This is a genomic window from Variovorax sp. GW821-FHT09A10 (assembly GCF_059418385.1).
The window spans coordinates 558,633-575,836 of the sequence record NZ_JBWKPT010000003.1 but is presented as its reverse complement, the minus strand read 5'-3'; the positions used below and the strand labels follow the sequence as shown (position 1 = coordinate 575,836).

General features: G+C 67.7%; 16 protein-coding genes. 13 read left to right on the top strand and 3 right to left on the bottom strand.

The window, feature by feature from the left end; translation table 11 throughout:
* Position 1 precedes the first annotated feature (1 nt).
* From AC07Q9_RS15905 to AC07Q9_RS15885, 5 genes are read left to right on the top strand one after another with little or no spacing between them, the layout of a single operon-like run.
* Entirely contained in the window at positions 2 to 1,480 is a 1,479-nt protein-coding gene (locus AC07Q9_RS15905; RefSeq protein ID WP_487848387.1) for an NADH-quinone oxidoreductase subunit M, read from the top strand.
* A gap of 24 nt (positions 1,481 to 1,504) precedes the next feature.
* Positions 1,505 to 2,992 carry an NADH-quinone oxidoreductase subunit NuoN gene (gene nuoN, locus AC07Q9_RS15900; protein ID WP_489058743.1) on the top strand — a complete coding sequence of 496 codons (1,488 nt, stop codon included), beginning with the start codon at positions 1,505 to 1,507 and terminating at the stop codon, positions 2,990 to 2,992.
* Positions 2,993 to 3,006: 14 nt separating this feature from the next.
* On the top strand, positions 3,007 to 3,312 hold the full coding sequence (locus AC07Q9_RS15895; protein WP_495310641.1) for a DUF2818 family protein: 306 nt from the start codon (positions 3,007 to 3,009) through the stop codon (positions 3,310 to 3,312).
* A gap of 5 nt (positions 3,313 to 3,317) precedes the next feature.
* Positions 3,318 to 3,923 carry an NUDIX domain-containing protein gene (locus AC07Q9_RS15890; RefSeq protein ID WP_307589250.1) on the top strand — a complete coding sequence of 202 codons (606 nt, stop codon included), beginning with the start codon at positions 3,318 to 3,320 and terminating at the stop codon, positions 3,921 to 3,923.
* Positions 3,924 to 3,930: 7 nt separating this feature from the next.
* Complete coding sequence (locus AC07Q9_RS15885; RefSeq protein WP_492682735.1) at positions 3,931 to 4,413, top strand: DUF1178 family protein; 483 nt, start codon at positions 3,931 to 3,933, stop codon at positions 4,411 to 4,413.
* A 22-nt stretch (positions 4,414 to 4,435) separates the two neighbouring features.
* Here the strand turns inward: AC07Q9_RS15885 and AC07Q9_RS15880 are convergent, their stop codons facing one another.
* Entirely contained in the window at positions 4,436 to 6,223 is a 1,788-nt protein-coding gene (locus AC07Q9_RS15880) for an ABC transporter transmembrane domain-containing protein (RefSeq protein WP_495310639.1), read from the bottom strand.
* Positions 6,224 to 6,301: 78 nt separating this feature from the next.
* On the opposite strand from AC07Q9_RS15880, the gene AC07Q9_RS15875 reads away from it, so the two are divergent.
* From AC07Q9_RS15875 to AC07Q9_RS15855, 5 genes are read left to right on the top strand one after another with little or no spacing between them, the layout of a single operon-like run.
* Entirely contained in the window at positions 6,302 to 6,838 is a 537-nt protein-coding gene (locus tag AC07Q9_RS15875; protein WP_492682733.1) for a MarR family winged helix-turn-helix transcriptional regulator, read from the top strand.
* The gene (locus tag AC07Q9_RS15870) at positions 6,831 to 8,309 is read left to right on the top strand and encodes an efflux transporter outer membrane subunit (RefSeq protein WP_495310637.1); all 1,479 of its coding nucleotides are present in this window, start codon (positions 6,831 to 6,833) and stop codon (positions 8,307 to 8,309) included. The genes AC07Q9_RS15875 and AC07Q9_RS15870 overlap by 8 nt, the downstream gene beginning before the upstream one ends.
* Before the next feature lie 35 nt (positions 8,310 to 8,344).
* Positions 8,345 to 9,670 carry an HlyD family secretion protein gene (locus tag AC07Q9_RS15865; RefSeq protein ID WP_495310635.1) on the top strand — a complete coding sequence of 442 codons (1,326 nt, stop codon included), beginning with the start codon at positions 8,345 to 8,347 and terminating at the stop codon, positions 9,668 to 9,670.
* 38 nt (positions 9,671 to 9,708) lie between these two features.
* Positions 9,709 to 11,271, top strand: coding sequence for a DHA2 family efflux MFS transporter permease subunit (locus AC07Q9_RS15860; RefSeq protein ID WP_492682727.1), 1,563 nt, complete (start codon positions 9,709 to 9,711; stop codon positions 11,269 to 11,271).
* A 19-nt stretch (positions 11,272 to 11,290) separates the two neighbouring features.
* Positions 11,291 to 12,199, top strand: a complete 909-nt coding sequence (locus AC07Q9_RS15855; protein ID WP_495310634.1) for a LysR family transcriptional regulator — start codon at positions 11,291 to 11,293, stop codon at positions 12,197 to 12,199.
* 6 nt (positions 12,200 to 12,205) lie between these two features.
* Here the strand turns inward: AC07Q9_RS15855 and AC07Q9_RS15850 are convergent, their stop codons facing one another.
* Together AC07Q9_RS15850 and AC07Q9_RS15845 are read right to left on the bottom strand one after the other, a co-directional pair.
* Positions 12,206 to 12,823, bottom strand: a complete 618-nt coding sequence (locus tag AC07Q9_RS15850) for a cysteine hydrolase family protein (protein ID WP_495310632.1) — start codon at positions 12,821 to 12,823, stop codon at positions 12,206 to 12,208.
* Between the two features lie 107 nt (positions 12,824 to 12,930).
* A complete protein-coding gene (locus tag AC07Q9_RS15845; protein WP_495310631.1) occupies positions 12,931 to 14,139 on the bottom strand; it encodes an AGE family epimerase/isomerase in 1,209 nt (402 codons plus the stop codon).
* A gap of 340 nt (positions 14,140 to 14,479) precedes the next feature.
* On the opposite strand from AC07Q9_RS15845, the gene AC07Q9_RS15840 reads away from it, so the two are divergent.
* From AC07Q9_RS15840 to AC07Q9_RS15830, 3 genes are read left to right on the top strand one after another with little or no spacing between them, the layout of a single operon-like run.
* Positions 14,480 to 15,250, top strand: coding sequence for an ABC transporter ATP-binding protein (locus tag AC07Q9_RS15840; protein WP_307693422.1), 771 nt, complete (start codon positions 14,480 to 14,482; stop codon positions 15,248 to 15,250).
* A gap of 1 nt (position 15,251) precedes the next feature.
* Positions 15,252 to 15,959 carry an ABC transporter ATP-binding protein gene (locus AC07Q9_RS15835; RefSeq protein ID WP_369630389.1) on the top strand — a complete coding sequence of 236 codons (708 nt, stop codon included), beginning with the start codon at positions 15,252 to 15,254 and terminating at the stop codon, positions 15,957 to 15,959.
* A gap of 37 nt (positions 15,960 to 15,996) precedes the next feature.
* Entirely contained in the window at positions 15,997 to 17,196 is a 1,200-nt protein-coding gene (locus tag AC07Q9_RS15830; protein WP_495310630.1) for an ABC transporter substrate-binding protein, read from the top strand.
* The last annotated feature ends 8 nt before the right edge of the window (positions 17,197 to 17,204 follow it).

Here is a 17,204-nt window from a genome sequence, read left to right as displayed (position 1 = left end):
AATGGGTTTGTTGAGCCTTGCCATCTGGGTGCCGATCGCATTCGGCGCCGTGCTGCTGGCGTTTGGCCGCGACGAGCACGCCAAGGGCGTGCGCTGGGTCGCGCTCGTCGGTGCCATCGTGAGCTTCCTGGTCACGGTGCCGCTGTTCACGCGCTTCCAGAACGGAACCGCCGCGATGCAGTTCGTCGAGAAGACGAGCTGGATCTCGCGCTTCAACGTCAACTACCACCTGGGCATCGACGGCATGTCGCTGTGGCTGGTGCTGCTGACCTCGTTCATCACGGTCGTGGTCGTGATCTCGGCCTGGGAAGTGATCACCGAGCGCGTGAACCAGTACATGGGCGCGTTCCTGATCCTGTCGGGTTTCATGATCGGCGTGTTCTCGGCGCTCGACGGCATCCTGTTCTACGTGTTCTTCGAAGCCACGCTGATCCCGATGTACCTGATCATCGGCATCTGGGGCGGCCCGAACAAGATCTACGCGGCGTTCAAGTTCTTCCTGTACACGCTGCTCGGCTCGCTGCTGATGCTGGTCGCACTGATCTTCCTGTACAACAAGTCGGGTGGCAGCTTCGACATCCTGGCTTGGCACAAGCTGCCGCTGGGTTCGACCGCGCAGACCTTCCTGTTCTTCGCCTTCTTCGCGGCCTTCGCCGTCAAGGTGCCGATGTGGCCGGTCCACACCTGGCTGCCCGACGTGCACGTCGAGGCCCCCACGGGCGGCTCGGCCGTGCTGGCTGCGATCATGCTGAAGCTGGGTGCCTACGGTTTCCTGCGCTTCTCGATGCCCATCGCGCCTGACGCCTCGCACGAATGGGCGTGGCTCATGATCGCGCTGTCGCTCATCGCCGTGATCTACGTGGGCCTGGTGGCGCTGGTGCAGCAGGACATGAAGAAGCTGGTGGCGTACTCGTCGGTCGCCCACATGGGCTTCGTGACACTGGGCTTCTTCATCTTCAACGAACTCGGCGTGTCCGGCGGCATCGTGCAGATGATTGCCCACGGCTTCGTGTCGGGCGCCATGTTCCTGGGCATCGGCGTGCTGTACGACCGCGTGCACTCGCGCCAGATCGCCGACTACGGCGGCGTGGTCAACACCATGCCCAAGTTCGCCGCGTTCGCGCTGCTGTTCGCCATGGCCAACTGCGGCCTGCCGGGCACCGCCGGTTTCGTGGGCGAATGGATGGTCATCCTGGGCGCCGTGAAGGCCAACTTCTGGATCGGCCTGGGCGCTGCCACCGCACTGATCTTCGGCGCTGCCTACACCCTGTGGATGTACAAGCGCGTGTACCTGGGCCCGGTCGGCAACGATCACGTCAAGGAACTGAAGGACATCAACGCCCGCGAATTCCTGATGCTCTCGCTGCTGGCGATCGCCGTGCTGTGGATGGGCCTGTACCCGAAGCCTTTCACCGACGCGATGGATGCCTCCGTCGTCGAGCTTCTTCGCCACGTGGCGATTTCGAAGCTGCCCGTCTGATGCCACGCTGAAGAAGAGAACGAGATGATTGACAAACTCAGCTGGGTGACGATCTACCCCGAAATCGTGTTGCTGGTCATGGCCTGCATCATTGCGCTGGTCGACCTGTCGGACACGAGCCCGCGCCGCACCCGCACCTACATCCTGACGCTGCTCACGCTGGCGGCGGTGGCTGTGCTCACGGGCCTGGCTGCTGTCGGCGGCAAGACCTCCTACGGCTTCGGCGGCATGGTGGTGAGCGACTCGATGGGCAACTGGCTCAAGTGCTTCGCCTCGCTCGCCCTGATGGTGACGCTGGTCTACGGCCGTCCCTATGCGGCCGACCGCGAGATGCTGCGCGGCGGCGAAATGTTCACGATCAGCATGCTGGCGCTGCTGGGCATGTTCGTGATGATCGGCGGCAGCAACTTCCTGCTGATCTACCTCGGCCTGGAACTGCTCACGCTGTCGAGCTACGCGCTCGTGGCCCTGCGCCGCGACAACGCAGTGGCCAGCGAAGCCGCCATGAAGTACTTCGTGCTCGGCGCCATGGCCAGCGGTTTCCTGCTGTACGGCCTGTCGATGATGTACGGCGCGACCGGCTCGCTCGACCTCAACGAAGTGTTCAAGGCGATCTCGACCGGCAAGGTGAATCATCAGGTGCTGGTGTTCGGCCTGGTCTTCATCGTGGCGGGCCTGGCGTTCAAGGTCGGTGCCGCTCCGTTCCACATGTGGGTGCCCGACGTCTACCAGGGCGCGCCGACGGCGATCACGCTGCTGATCGGCGCCGCGCCCGAGCTGGCTGCCTTCGGCATCATCATCCGCCTGCTGGTCGACGGCCTGCAGCCCTTGGCCATCGACTGGCAGCAGATGCTCGCCGTGCTGGCGATCGCCTCGCTGGTGATCGGCAACCTCGCCGCCATTGCGCAGAGCAACCTCAAGCGCATGCTGGCCTACTCGACCATCGCGCAGATGGGCTTCATGCTGCTGGGCCTGGTGGCGGGTTCCGACCAGCAGGGCACGCAGAACGCCCAGGCCGCCTACAGCGCCTCGATGTTCTACGTCATCACCTACGTGCTGACCACGCTGGCGAGCTTCGGCATCATCCTGCTGCTGGCGCGTGAAGGCTTCGAAAGCGAAGAGATCACCGACCTGGCCGGCCTGAACCAGCGCAGCCCGCTGTACGCCGGCGTGATGGCCATCGCGATGTTCTCGCTGGCCGGTCTGCCGCCGCTGGTCGGCTTCTACGCGAAGCTGGCCGTGCTGCAGGCACTGATCGCCTCGGGCGCTGCCATCTACATCGGCCTGGCTGTGTTCGCCGTGATCACCTCGCTGATCGGTGCGTTCTACTACCTGCGCGTGGTCAAGGTCATGTACTTCGACGCACCCGTCACGGCGACCACCGTGTCGGCCTCGTTCGACGTGCGCACCGTGCTCACGATCAACGGCGCGCTGATCCTGATTCTTGGCGTGGTGCCCGGCGGTCTGATGACGCTGTGCTATGACGCCATCGCGGCCACGCTGGCCCACTGACGCGGCCCGCACAGGTGTCGCAAACCGCGTCGGTCTGGGTGGTGCTGATGGTGGCCCTGGTGGCCGCCAACCTGCCGTTCCTGAATGAGCGTCTGTTCGGGGCGGTGCCGCTGTCGACTGCGCACAAGTCGCTCGCCATCCGCTTCGGCGAACTGGTGGTGCTGTACTTCATTGCGGGCGGCATCGGCCTGCTGTTCGAACGCAGGGCAGGGCAGATCTCGGCCCAGGGCTGGGAGTTCTACGCGGTGACGGCTTCGCTGTTCGTCGTGCTGGCCTTCCCGGGGTTCACCTGGCGCTACCTGATGAAGCACAGGCACTGACCGACATGACTTCTCCTGCACCCGATTCGCATCTGAAGGAAGCGCTCGTCAGCAGCGAAGAGCTCTTCAAGGGCAAGTTCCTGCACGCCAAGCGCGACACCATCCGCCTGCCCGATGGCCACAGCGCCACGCGCGAGTACGTGGTGCATCCCGGCGCGGTGGTGGTGATTCCGCTGCTCGATGACGGCCGCGTGGTGCTGGAGCGCCAGTTCCGCTATCCGGTGGACCAGGTGATCGTCGAGTTTCCCGCGGGCAAGCTCGACGCCGGCGAAGATCCGCTGCTGTGCGGCCAGCGCGAACTGCTCGAGGAAACCGGCTACACCGCGCGCGAATGGGCGCATGCGGGCGCCACGCACCTGGCGGTGGCGTACTCGACCGAGATCATCCACATCTACTTCGCACGCGGCCTCTCGCTGGGCGAACGCCAGCTCGACCACGGCGAGTTTCTCGACGTGTTCACCGCCACGCCGCAGGAGCTCATCGGCTGGTGCCGCGACGGCACCGTGACCGACGCGAAGACGCTCACCTGCGCCCTGTGGCTGCAGAACGTCCTGTCGGGCGCATGGGCACTGGATTGGCAGGCCGCAGCCTCGCAAGGCGGCGCGGGATAATCCGCGCATGAAGGTCCTCGATCTCCGCTGCACGCACGGCCATGGCTTCGAGGGCTGGTTCGCGTCCAACGAGGCGTTCGACAGCCAGCTCGCAAGCGGCCTGGTCGAGTGCCCGGTCTGCGGCGACACCGCGATCGTCAAGCTGCTGAGTGCACCCCGCCTGAACCTGAGCAACGCCAAGGCGCCGAAGGAAGAAGGGCGCGACGCGGCCCACGCGCCGTCGGCACCTGCATCGCCGTCCACTCAAGTCTCCGCAACCGCGACTTCACCCGAAGCCCGCTGGATGCGCGCCGTGCGCGAGGTGCTGGCCAAGACCGAAGACGTCGGCGACCGCTTTGCGGACGAGGCGCGCAAGATGCACTACGGCGAAACCGCCGAGCGCGGCATCCGCGGCCAGGCCACGCCGGAGCAGACCGAGGCGCTGCTCGACGAAGGCATTCCGGTGATGGCGCTGCCGATTCCGGCGGCGCTCAAAGAAACCCTGCAGTAACTGAGCGACCGACCCGATCGGGTCAGGCCGTGAACTGCAGCGCGGCCAGCCGCGCGTACACGCCGCCTTGCGCCACCAGCGCCGCGTGCGTTCCCTGTTCGACGATGCCGCCGTGGTCCAGCACGATGATGCGGTCGGCCTTCTGCACGGTCGCCAGCCGGTGGGCGATCACGAGCGTGGTGCGGTTTTCCATCGCCGATTCGAGCGCGGCCTGCACCATGCGCTCGCTCTCGGCGTCGAGCGCGCTGGTGGCTTCGTCCAGCAGCAGTAGCGGCGGGTTCTTCAGGATGGCCCGCGCGATGGCGATGCGCTGGCGCTGGCCGCCCGACAGCCGCACGCCGCGTTCGCCCAGGAAGGTGTCGTAGCCCTCGGGCAGGGCCTGCAGGAAGTCGTGCGCGAAGGCGGCGCGCGCCGCGGCGTGCACCTCCTCGGCGCTGGCGTCAGGCCGGCCGTAGCGGATGTTCTCGAAGGCGCTGGCCGAGAAGATCACCGCGTCCTGCGGCACGAGGCCGATGCGGGTGCGCAGGTCGTGCAGCGCGAGCGCATCGAGCGACGCACCGTCGAGCACGATGCGGCCCGACTGCGGGTCGTAGTAGCGCAGCAGCAGCTGGAACACCGTGCTCTTGCCCGCGCCGCTCGATCCCACCAGCGCCACGGTCTCGCCGGGTGCGATGTCCAGGCTGAAGTCGCGCAGCGCCGGCGTGCCCGGCCGCGAAGGGTAGTGGAAGGTGATGGCGTCGAAGCGGATCGCGCTGCCCGCGGCGGGAACCGGCGCCACCGCCGGCCTGGTGGGCGAGGCGATGGCCGTCGGCGCATGCAGCAGTTCCATCAGGCGCTCGGTGGCGCCGGCCGCGCGCAGCAGGTCGCCGTACACCTCGCCGAGCACGGCCGTGGCGCTCGCCAGGATCGCCACGTAGACCACGGTCTGGCCCAGGTGGCCGGCCGTGATGTCGCCGCGCAGCACGGCCTGCGTGCCTTCGTACAGGCCCCAGAGCAGGGCGGCCGAGGTGGCGATGATGATGAAGGCCACGAGCACCGAGCGCGCGCGCGTGCGGCGCACGGCGGTATGGAAGGCGTTTTCGGTCGAGCTGTTGAAGCGGTCGGCCTCGCGGCCTTCGGCCGTGTAGCTCTGCACCACCGGAATTGCGTTCAGCACCTCGGCCGCGATCGCGCTCGAGTCGGCCACGCGGTCCTGGCTGGCGCGCGACAGCTTGCGCACGCGGCGGCCGAACCACATGCTCGGCAGCACCACCAGCACCAGGATGCCGAGCACCTGCACCATCACATAAGGGTTGGTCCAGACCAGCACCGCCAGCGCGCCCATGCCCATGACGGCGTTGCGCAGGCCCATGCTCAGCGACGAGCCGACGACCGTCTGCACGAGCGTGGTGTCGGCCGTGAGGCGCGACAGCACCTCGCCGGTCTGCGTGGTCTCGAAGAAGGCCGGGCTCTGCTGCAGCACGTGCCCGTAGACCGCGTTGCGCAGGTCGGCCGTGACACGCTCGCCGAGCCAGCTCACCGTATAGAAGCGCGCCGCCGAAAACAGGCCCAGTGCCACGGCCACCGCGAAGAGGGCGCCGAAGTGCTCGCGCAGCGCCATGGTCTGCGCGCCCTTGTCGGCGCTGACCAAGCCACCGTCAATCAGGCTGCGCAGGGCGATAGGAAAAGCCAGCGTCGTGACGGCCGCCATCACCAGGAAGACCCCCGCCAGGACGATCTGCACGCGATAGGGGCGAAGGAAGGGGCGCAACCCCGACAGCGAGCGGGGCGAACCCTTGGCTGCGGAGGACGACGGAGGGGAAGAAGCCATGGGCGCGAATTCTACCGAGCCCTTGCCCCCACAAAGGTCGCCTTGACAGTAATTGCCATGACAATTAATATTTCGGGCATGAGCGATGCCCCCATTTCCCCGGTCCCTCCGACGCCCGACGAGGCTGCGCGCCCGCCGGCCGCCTTCTATCGCGCCGAGGACTACCGCGCCGAAGAGAGCATCGGCTACCTGATGCGCCGCATCGTCACGTCCGTCGGCCAGACCGTCGGCACGCGCATGTGCGAGCCCGGCAGCCCCACCTACCCGCAGTGGGTGCCGCTGTACAAGCTGCACGCCGGCGCCGCCACCACCGTGGCCGAACTGGCCCGCGCCTGCGAGCTCGACACCGGCGCCATGACGCGCCTGCTCGACCGCCTCGAGGCCAAGGGCCTGTGCCGGCGCGTGCGCTCGCTCGAAGACCGGCGCGTGGTCAACATCGAACTCACCGACGAAGGCCGTGCGGCCGCGAAGGAAGTGCCCTATGTGCTGAGCCGGGTGCAGAACGAGTACCTGGCCGGCTTCAGCCCCGAAGAATGGGAGCAGCTCAAGGACTACTTGCGCCGCATCCTCGACAACGCACAGGGCCTCGCGGCCCGTGGAGAGAAGAATGACTGAGTCTTTCGCCGTGCGCGCGCTGCGCCGCACGCCCGTCGTGGCCGCCGCGCTGGCGGTGGTTGCGCTCGCCGGCTGTGCCGACATGGCCGGCATCGGCTCGCACGCCAAGATGCGCGATGCGACCACGCTCGGCATCGCGGCCGACCCCGCGCGCGCCACCGTGCCCAGCCTGGACAGCCAGTGGTGGCAGGCCTTCGGCGACAGCCAGCTCAATGCGCTGGTCGACCAGGCCGTGGCCGGCAACCCGAACCTGCAGGTTGCGCGTGCGCGCCTCGTGCGTGCCCAGGCTTCGGCGGACATCGCCGGCGCGGCGCTGCTGCCCAAGGTCGGTGCCGACCTCAACCTGAACCGCCAGAAGTTCAACAGCAACTACATCTACCCCGCACCGCTGGGTGGCTCGATCCAGAACATCGGCCTGCTGCAGCTCGGCGCGAGCTGGGAACTCGACTTCTTCGGCAAGAACCGCAGCGCACTCGACACCGCCCTCGGAGTGGCCAACGCAGCCGCAGCCGATGCCGATGCCGCCCGCGTGCTGCTCGCGAGCAACGTGGCGCGCAGCTACTTCCAGTGGGCGCGCCTGAACGAGCAGGTCGAGGTGGCCAAGCGCACGCTGGCCCAGCGCGACGAGACCTTCAAGCTGGTGCGCGACCGCGTCTCGGCCGGCCTCGATACGCGCCTCGAACTGCGCCAGAGCGAAGGCGGCCTGCCCGAGGCCCGTCAGCAGATCGAAGCGCTCAACGAGCAGATCGCGCTGCAGCAGCACGCGCTCGATGCGCTCGTGGGCCAGCCCAACGTGTCGGCTTCGCTCAAGCCGCCGGTGCTCGCGGGCGTGAAGCCGATGGCGCTGCAGGCGAACATCCCGGCCGACCTGCTGGGCCGCCGCGCCGACATCGCCGCCGCGCGCTGGCGCGTCGAAGCCGCCACCAGCGACGTCGCCAATGCCAAGACCCAGTTCTATCCCAACGTGAACCTCACGGCCTTTGCCGGCTTCCAGAGCCTGGGCTTCGGCAGGCTGCTCAAGTCGGGCAGCGAGCAGTGGGGCGTGGGCCCGGCCATCCACCTGCCGATCTTCGAAGGCGGGCGCCTGCGCGCCAACCTGAGCGGCAAGTCGGCCGACCTCGACGTGGCCATCGAAAGCTACAACGCCACCGTGCTCGACGCCGTGCGCGACGCGGCCGACCAGGTGTCGAGCGCGCAGTCGATCGTGCGCCAGCAGACCGAGCAGCGCGCCGCGCAGACGGCCGCCGAAGGCGCCTACGACATTGCCGTGCAGCGCTACCGCGCGGGCCTGGGCAACTACCTCAACGTGCTGACCGCCGAAACCGCCGTGCTGGCCCAGCGCCGCCTCGCGGTCGACCTGGCGGCCCGCGCCCTCGACACGCAGGTGGGCCTGGCGCGCGCCCTGGGCGGCGGCTGGCAGCCGCCGGCCACCGCGACGGCTGCGGCCCCGACGGCCGCCACCCAGAACTGATTTGCTGATCCGCCTTCTTCGGAAAGAACTCCATCATGAGCGATAACAACACTCCGACATCCGCTTCCCCCGTGCCCACCCCCGCAGCGCCCGAGGCGCCTGCCAGCAACGGCAAGCGCCGCCGCGCACTCACCGTCCTCGCCACCGTCGTGGTGGTCGCCGGCGGCGGCTGGGGCCTGTACGAATGGCTGGTCGCCAGCCATTACGAGAACACCGACAACGCCTACGTGCAGGGCAACGTCATCCAGATCACGCCGCAGATCGGCGGCACCGTCATGGCCATCGGCGCCGACGACACCGACTTCGTGAAAGCCGGCCAGCCGCTGGTGCAGCTCGACCCGGCCGACGCCAAGGTGGCGCTCGAGCAGTCCGAGGCAGCGCTCGCGCAGGCCGTGCGCCAGGTGCGCACGCTGTACGCCAACAACGGCTCGCTGGCCGCGCAGGTCACGCTGCGTCAGAGCGACATCGCCAAGGCCCAGAGCGACATCGCCAAGGCGCAGGACGACCTGCAGCGCCGCCGCGCGCTGTCGGGCAACGGCGCCGTGTCGAAGGAAGAACTCAACCACGCCGAGACGCAGCTGGCCAACGCCAAGAGCGCACTGGCCGCCGCACAGGCCGGCGTGGTCGCCGCGCGCGAGGCGCTGGCCAGCAACCAGTCGCTGACCGAGGGCACCAGCGTGGCCCAGCACCCGAGCGTGCTGGCCGCCGCCGCCAAGGTGCGCGAGGCCTACCTCGCCACGCAGCGCGTGGCCATGCCCGCACCGGTCGACGGCTACGTCGCCAAGCGCACCGTGCAGCTGGGCCAGCGCGTGGCCGCCGGCACGCCGATGATGTCCATCGTGCCGCTGCACCAGCTGTGGGTCGACGCCAACTTCAAGGAAGTGCAGCTGCGCAACATCCGCATCGACCAGCCCGTGAAGCTCACCGCCGACGTGTACGGCAAGAAGGTCGAGTACACCGGCAAGGTCGCCGGCCTGGGCGTGGGCACCGGCGCCGCCTTTGCGCTGCTGCCGGCGCAGAACGCCACCGGCAACTGGATCAAGGTGGTGCAGCGCGTGCCCGTGCGCATCGCGCTCGACCCCGAGCAGCTCAAGGCCAACCCGCTGCGCATCGGCCTGTCGATGGACGCCGAGATCGACATCACGCAGAAGACCGGCAAGATGCTGGCCGACGCGCCGCGCAGCACCGCCTTCGCGCAGACGCAGGTCTACAGCCAGCTCGACCGCGGCGCCGACGCCGAGGTGGACCGCATCGTGGCCGCCAACCTCGGTCGCGGCGCGCCCACGGCGGCCGTGAGCCGTCCGGCCGCAGCCACTGCGGCACCGGCCGCGCACGCCGCCACGCAGGGCCAGCCGGGCTGATCGCAGCGCGTACTCGCTGAACCCTCACAGCCCGCGCCATGGCCACTGCTGCTCCTGCTTACATCGCGCACCCCCCGCTCGAGGGCTCCGCCCGCGTGTGGGGCACGGTCGCGCTGTCCGCCGCCACCTTCATGAACGTGCTCGACTCGTCGATCGCGAACGTGTCGCTGCCGGCCATCTCGGGCGACCTCGGCGTGAGCACCACGCAAGGCACCTGGGTCATTACCAGCTTCGCGGTGGCCAACGCCATCGCGGTGCCGCTCACGGGTTTCATGACCCAGCGCTTCGGCCAGGTGCGCCTGTTCATGGCCAGCGTGATCCTGTTCATGGTCGCTTCGCTGCTGTGCGGCCTGGCGCCCAACATGACCACGCTCATCCTGTTTCGCGCGCTGCAGGGCTTCGTGGCGGGACCGATGATCCCGCTGTCGCAGACGCTGCTGCTGTCGAGCTATCCGAAGGCCAAGGCCGGCCTGGCCATGGCGATGTGGTCGATGACGACGCTGGTCGCGCCCGTGATGGGGCCGCTGCTCGGCGGCTGGATCACCGACAACATCTCGTGGCCGTGGATCTTCTACATCAACATCCCGGTCGGCATCGTGGCCGCGGCCATCACCTGGACGCTGTATCACAAGCGCGAGAGCAAGACGCACAAGGTGCCGATCGACGCCATCGGCCTGGCGCTGCTGGTGCTGTGGGTGGGCTCGCTGCAGCTCATGCTCGACAAGGGCAAGGAGCTCGACTGGTTCCACTCGGCCGAGATCGTCACGATGGCCGTGGTCGCCGCGGTCGGCTTCGCCTTCTTCCTGGTCTGGGAGCTGACCGACAAGCACCCGGTGGTCGACCTGTCGCTGTTCAAGCGCCGCAACTTCTGGTCGGGTGCGGTGGCCACGGCCATCGCCTACGGCCTGTTCTTCGGCAACGTGGTGCTGTTGCCGCTGTGGCTGCAGCAGTGGATGGGCTACACCGCCACGCAGGCGGGGATGATCATGGCGCCCGTGGGGCTGCTGGCGATCTTCTTCTCGCCGGTGGTGGGCCTCACGGTCTCCAAGATCGACCCGCGCCGCTACGCGACCTTCTCGTTCCTCGTGTTCGCGCTGGTGCTATGGATGCGCTCGAACTTCAACACGCAGGCCGACTTCGTGACGATCATCATCCCGACGATCATCCAGGGCATCGCGATGGCGTTCTTCTTCATTCCGCTCGTGACCATCACGCTGTCGGGCCTCACGCCCGACCGCATCCCGGCCGCGTCGGGGCTGTCGAACTTCCTGCGCATCACGGCGGGCGCCATGGGCACGTCGATCGCCACCACGCTGTGGGACAGCCGCGCGGCCCTGCACCACGCACAGCTCGTGGAGTCGGTGAACCCGGGCAACAGCGCGGCCACCAGTGCCATCTCGGGGCTGACGAGCAGCGGCTTCAGCACCGAGCAGGTGCTCGGCCAGATCAACCGCCTCGTCGACCAGCAGTCGTTCATGCTCGCGACGAACGACATCTTCTATGCGTCGGCGGTGCTGTTCCTGCTGCTGATTCCGCTGGTGTGGTTGGCGCGGCCGCAAAAGGGCGGTGCGGGCGGCGACGCCGCCGCCGGCGCGCACTGACCCCGCACGGCCCGCGCGCATGGACCAGTTCGCGGCCATGAAGGCGTTCCGCGCCGTCGTGGAGGCCGGCGGCTTCACCGCCGCGGCCGACGCGATGGACGTGTCGCACACGGTGGTCTCGCGCCACGTCAAGCAGCTGGAAACGGCGCTGGGCGTGCAGCTGCTCAACCGCACTACGCGCCGCTTCGCGCTCACGCAGGCGGGGCAGACCTATTACGAACACACGCGGCAGATCCTCGACCAGGTCGAGACCGCGGCGCTGGTCGTGGCGCAGCACCAGGTCGAACCCACGGGCCTGCTGCGCATCAACGCGCCGATGTCCTTCGGGCTGGAGGAGCTGGCGCAGTGGCTGCCGGCTTTTCTCGACGCGCACCCGCAGGTCAAGGCGGACCTCGTGTGCAACGACCGCTTCGTCGACCTGATCGAAGAGGGCTTCGACGTCGGATTGCGACTGGCGTATGCACTCTCGGATTCGACGCTGATCGTCAAGCGCCTCGCGAGCTTTGAAGAATGGTGGGTGGCGTCGCCCGCCTATCTGCAGCGGCGCGGCACGCCGCGAACGCCCGCCGACCTAACGGCGCACGACTGCCTGAACTATTCATTGGCCACGAAGGCCGCCCAGCCCAGCTTCACCGCGCCGGACGGCAGCGTCCACACCGTGGACGTCGGCGGGCGGCTGCAGGCCAACAGCGGGATCGTGTTGCGCAGCGCCGCGCTGGCGGGCACAGGGCTGGCGGCGTCGCCGGCATTCCTCGTGCGCGACCCTGTGGCGCGCGGCGACCTGGTGCGCGTGCTGCCCGGGTTCCGTCAGCAGCCGTTGAACCTGTACGCGCTGTATCCGCAGAACCGGCACCTGTCGCCGAAGGTGCGGGCGTTTGTCGACTTTGCTGCCGCGCGCTACCTGCCCGCGGACGGGCAGGGCGACTGAGACTGTTCAGGCCCCGGCCTCCAGCAGCCGCAACACCTCGTCGGTCGAGCGCACCTCGGCCACCACATCCGACACGCCGCGCAGCGCCGCGCGATGCAGTTCGCGGTGGCCCAGCACGCCGCCTTCTTCCAGGTCGAGGTCGCGCGTCGCGCAGGCATCGCCCACGATGAGGCTCTGGTAGCCGCGCGGTGCGGCGTCGAAGGCGGTGGCTGACACGCACATGTGCGTCATGAGGCCCGTGAGGATCAGCGTCGTGACGCCGCGCGCCTGCAGCTTGGCCTCGAGCGCAGTACCCGCGAAGGCGCTCGGCGTCGCCTTGCGCAACACCGTGTGCTGCGGGGCAGGGCGCAGTTCATCGTGGATGCCGAAGGCATGGCTGCCGTCCGCGAAGATCGGACTGTCGGCGGGTGCCACGTGCTGCACATGGAACACCGGCACCGCATGCCGGTCGGCGGCATCGATCAGGCGCCGCGCCTGGCGCAGGGCGGCCAGTCCGTCGGGAATGGGCATGCGCCCGTCGAAATATTCGTTCTGGAAATCGATCGCGATCAGCGCCGTGCTGGCGGGATCGAGGCGGCTCGTCGGCACGGTGCCGGTGAGGCTGCGGATGCTGGGGTGCTTCATGCGTTCTCTGCGTGAGTGAAAGAAGGCCTGAAGCGTAGGCAGCCCGCGCGCTGCGGGGTAGATGCGTTGCCGCACAAGATTTGTGCGGATCGTGACGATCAGCGTGGCTATTTCACGCCGTGCCCCAGCGCCTTCAACACGTCATGGCACGCACCCATCGTGTGGTAATCGGTCTTGCCCGCCGGGCTCTTCTCGTCGCTGATCTTCGCGTTCTGCGGCGTGAGGATGCGGTACCACGCGCCGTGCGCGTGGTCGACGAAGTGGTCCCAGCTGTAGGCCCAGATCCGGTCGTACCAGTCCCAGTAGCCGGCATCGCCCGTGCGCACTGCGAGCAGGGCGGCGGCGGCGAAGCTTTCGGCCTGCACCCAGAAGTACTTGTCGCCGTCGCACACCGCGCCGTCGGGCCCGAAGCCGTAGACCAGCCCGCCATGCGCGGCGTCCCAGCCGCGCTGCATCGCGGTGTCGAAGAAGTGGCGCGCGCGCGGCACGAGCCACTCGGTGCCGGGCACGTCGGGCCCGAGATGGCCCTCGAGCTGCAACAGCAGCTTGGCCCATTCGGTGAGGTGGCCGGTCTGGAAGCCCCAGGGCCGGAAGATGTTCGTCTTGTCGCCGCGGTTGTAGTCCCAGTCGACCGACCAGTCCTCGCGGTAGTGCTCCCACACCAGCCCGTCGGCGAGCGCGGCCTGCCGGCCCGTGATGCTTTCGGCCAGCGTGCGCGCACGCTCGAGGTAGAAGGGCTCGCGCGTGGCGTCGTAGGCCGCAAGCATCGCTTCGCAGGCGTGCATGTTGGCGTTCTGGCCGCGGTAGGGGCCGACCTGCCAGCTTGGCGTCGCCTCGTCGGCGTACAGCTGGTGCGCCGGCTCCCAGAAATGCTGTTCCATCAGGTCGCGGGTGTGCGCGAGGCCGGCGCGTGCCTCCTCGACGCCGGCCATCAGCGCATGCGCGTGCGCCAGCAGCACGAAGGCCAGGCCGTAGCAGTGCTGCGTGCCGTCCTGCACGGTGGCTTGGTGGCCATCCCAGTCGATCTGCCATGCATAGCCACCATTCGGCTGCGCATGCGCGGTTTGCAGGAACGCCAGGCTGTGGCGCACCGCCGCGAGGTCGTCGGGCCGGCCGAAGCGGCGCCACGCCATCGCGTGGTTGAACACGAAGCGCGTGCTGCTCACGAGGTGGCGCGTGCGGCGGTCGTACACCGTGCCGTCGTCCTTGAAGAAATGGAAGAAGCCGCCCGAGGCATCGCGGCTGCGCGGCGCGTAGAACGCCAGCGTGTGGGCGATGTGGCCGGCGAGGAATTCGGGTGAGCGGAAGTTCGGCATGGCGGTGGTGGATTCAATCCGGGTGAAAGCGCATCGTTGCAGTGCAGCGGGCGCGCAAGTTTTTCACGAAGCGTGCAGGCATGTTTGACGGCCTCATGACGGTGCGCGTGCATGCATCGCGCGTTCGCACATGGCCGTGCTGCAGTGCGCAATGTCGTCGGGACGACAGTCGCTCGCACAGAGGGTGCGCACTCTGTGAATGGTTGCAGTGCAGCATAGGCATTTGCCCCAGTATGCAATTGCATAGCAGCCACCAACAATCGGTCCGCGCTCGATGGTGGCGCATTGAGATGGACCGCATGACCGATTTCTTTTTTCCGCACACGGACGACGCCGCGAGATGAGCGACGTCATTCTTGAAACACGCCAGCTCACCAAGGAATTCAAGGGATTCACCGCGGTCAGCAAGGTCGACCTCTCGGTGAAGCGCGGTTCGATCCACGCGCTCATCGGCCCCAACGGTGCCGGCAAGACGACCTGCTTCAACCTGCTCACCAAATTCCTCGAACCCACGGCCGGCACGATCCTGTTCAACGGCCACGACATCACGGGCGAACGCCCGGCGCAGATCGCGCGGCGCGGCGTGATCCGCTCGTTCCAGATCTCCGCCGTGTTCCCGCACCTCACGCTGCTCGAGAACGTGCGCCTGGGCCTGCAGCGCAAGCTCGGCACCTCGTACCACTTCTGGAAGAGCGAGAAGTCGCTCAAGCCTCTCGATGCGCGCGCCCGCGAACTGCTCGCCGAGGTGGGCCTCGAAGACCTGGCCGACGAACAGACCGTGAACCTGCCCTACGGCCGCAAGCGCGCGCTCGAGATCGCCACCACGCTGGCCATGGAGCCCGAGCTGATGCTGCTGGACGAACCCACGCAGGGCATGGGCCACGAAGACGTGCACCGCGTGGCCGAGCTCATCAAGCGCGTGTCGGCCGGACGCACCATCCTGATGGTCGAACACAACATGAGCGTGGTCTCGACCATCGCCGACACCATCACGGTGCTGCAGCGCGGCGCCGTGCTGGCCGAAGGCCCGTACGCCGAAGTCTCGAAGAACCCACAGGTGATGGAGGCCTACATGGGCACCACCGACGGCGAAATGCAGGGGGCGCACTGACATGACCGCTGCACTCGAAATCAAGGGCCTGCAGGCCTGGTACGGCGAATCGCATGTGCTGCACGGCGTCGACATGGTCGTGCAGCCGGGCGAAGTCGTCACGCTGCTGGGCCGCAATGGTGCGGGCCGCACGACGACGATGCGCGCCGTGATGGGGCTCACCGGCGCCCGCAAGGGCAGCATCAAGGTCAACGGCGTCGAGACCGTCTCGATGGCGACGCACCGCATCGCCCACCTGGGCATCGGCTACTGCCCCGAAGAGCGCGGCATCTTCGCCAGCCTCTCGTGCGAAGAAAACCTGATGCTGCCGCCCGAGCTCAAGGGCGCGGGGCAGGGCATGTCGGTCGACGAGATCTACGCCATGTTCCCCAACCTGGCCGAGCGCCGCCACAGCCAGGGCACGCGCCTGTCGGGCGGCGAGCAGCAGATGCTGGCCGTGGCGCGCATCCTGCGCACCGGCGCCAAGCTGCTCCTGCTCGACGAAATCTCCGAAGGCCTGGCGCCCGTCATCGTGCAGGCGCTGGCCCGCATGATCACCACGCTGCGCGCCAAGGGCTACACCATCGTCATGGTCGAGCAGAACTTCCGCTTCGCCGCACCGTTGGCCGACCGCTTCTACGTGATGGAGCACGGCCGTATCGCCCTGAAGTTCGGCGCCGCCGAGCTCGAAGCCAAGATGCCTGTGCTGACCGAGCTGCTCGGCGTCTGAGTTCTTTCACCCCTTCTTGCCACTGCCGGAGACATCCATGAAAAATCAGCTCACCGCTTTCGCCCTGGCTTTCAGTGCACTGGCGCTCGCAGCGTCCGCCCAGGCGCAAGGCCAGGACAAGGTCAAGATCGGCTTCATCACCGACATGTCCAGCCTGTACGCCGACCTCGAAGGCAAGAACGGCGCGGTGGCGATCCAGATGGCCATCGACGACTTCGGCGGCAAGGCGGCCGGCAAGCCGGTCGAGCTGCTCACCGTCGACCACCAGAACAAGCCCGACATTGCCGCTTCGAAGGCGCGCGAGTGGATCGACACGCAAGGCCTGAGCATGGTCTTCGGCGGCACCAACTCGGGCGTCGGCCTGGCGCTGGCCAAGGTCGCGGCCGAGAAGAAGCGCGTGTACTTCAACAACGGCGCGGCCTCGTCGGCACTCACCAACGAACAGTGCACGCCCTACACCGTGCACTACGCCTATGACACCGTCGCGCTCGCCAAGGGCACCGGCGCCGCGGTGGTCGACGGCGGCGGCAAGACCTGGTTCTTCCTGACGGCCGACTACGCCTTCGGCCACGCGCTCGAAGCCGACACCTCCACCGTCGTGAAGGCCAAGGGCGGCACGATCGTCGGCGCGGTGCGCCATCCGCTCAATGCCTCCGACTTCTCGTCGTTCCTGCTGCAGGCGCAGAACTCCAAGGCGCAGATCCTGGGCCTGGCCAACGCAGGCGGCGACACCGTCAACAGCATCAAGGCGGCCAAGGAATTCGGCATCGGCAAGACCATGAAGCTGGCCGGCCTGCTGATCTTCCTGAGCGACGTGCACAGCCTGGGCCTGAAGAACACCGAGGGCCTGCAGTTCACCACCAGCTGGTACTGGGACCTGAACGACGAAACCCGAAAGTTCGCCAAGCGCTTCTTCGACAAGACCAAGCGCATGCCCACCGAAATCCAGGCCGCCGACTACTCGGCCACCATGACCTACCTCAAGGTCGTGGACGCCGCCAAGACCGACGATTCGGACAAGGTCATGGCCGAGCTCAAGAAGATGAAGCTCAACGACTTCTTCGGCACCGGCCAGATCCGCCCCGATGGCCGCTACGTGCACGACATGTACCTGATGCAGGTCAAGTCGCCCGCCGAGTCGAAGACGCCGTGGGACTACTACAAGCTCGTGAAGAAGCTGCCCGGCGACACGGTGTTCACCACCAAGGCCGAGTCCAAGTGCACGCTCTGGAAGTGACGCGACAC

Bases quoted from the DNA above. Each gene is read 5' to 3' on its own strand.
- AC07Q9_RS15875 (WP_492682733.1), top strand. From the start codon at position 6,302: ATGAGCGATGCCCCCATTTCCCCGGTCCCTCCGACGCCCGACGAGGCT.
- AC07Q9_RS15850 (WP_495310632.1), bottom strand. From the start codon at position 12,823: ATGAAGCACCCCAGCATCCGCAGCCTCACCGGCACCGTGCCGACGAGC.
- AC07Q9_RS15890 (WP_307589250.1), top strand. From the start codon at position 3,318: ATGACTTCTCCTGCACCCGATTCGCATCTGAAGGAAGCGCTCGTCAGC.
- AC07Q9_RS15830 (WP_495310630.1), top strand. From the start codon at position 15,997: ATGAAAAATCAGCTCACCGCTTTCGCCCTGGCTTTCAGTGCACTGGCG.
- AC07Q9_RS15860 (WP_492682727.1), top strand. From the start codon at position 9,709: ATGGCCACTGCTGCTCCTGCTTACATCGCGCACCCCCCGCTCGAGGGC.
- AC07Q9_RS15880 (WP_495310639.1), bottom strand. From the start codon at position 6,223: ATGGCTTCTTCCCCTCCGTCGTCCTCCGCAGCCAAGGGTTCGCCCCGC.
- nuoN (WP_489058743.1), top strand. From the start codon at position 1,505: ATGATTGACAAACTCAGCTGGGTGACGATCTACCCCGAAATCGTGTTG.
- AC07Q9_RS15885 (WP_492682735.1), top strand. From the start codon at position 3,931: ATGAAGGTCCTCGATCTCCGCTGCACGCACGGCCATGGCTTCGAGGGC.
- AC07Q9_RS15905 (WP_487848387.1), top strand. From the start codon at position 2: ATGGGTTTGTTGAGCCTTGCCATCTGGGTGCCGATCGCATTCGGCGCC.
- AC07Q9_RS15840 (WP_307693422.1), top strand. From the start codon at position 14,480: ATGAGCGACGTCATTCTTGAAACACGCCAGCTCACCAAGGAATTCAAG.
- AC07Q9_RS15855 (WP_495310634.1), top strand. From the start codon at position 11,291: ATGGACCAGTTCGCGGCCATGAAGGCGTTCCGCGCCGTCGTGGAGGCC.
- AC07Q9_RS15845 (WP_495310631.1), bottom strand. From the start codon at position 14,139: ATGCCGAACTTCCGCTCACCCGAATTCCTCGCCGGCCACATCGCCCAC.
- AC07Q9_RS15870 (WP_495310637.1), top strand. From the start codon at position 6,831: ATGACTGAGTCTTTCGCCGTGCGCGCGCTGCGCCGCACGCCCGTCGTG.
- AC07Q9_RS15865 (WP_495310635.1), top strand. From the start codon at position 8,345: ATGAGCGATAACAACACTCCGACATCCGCTTCCCCCGTGCCCACCCCC.
- AC07Q9_RS15835 (WP_369630389.1), top strand. From the start codon at position 15,252: ATGACCGCTGCACTCGAAATCAAGGGCCTGCAGGCCTGGTACGGCGAA.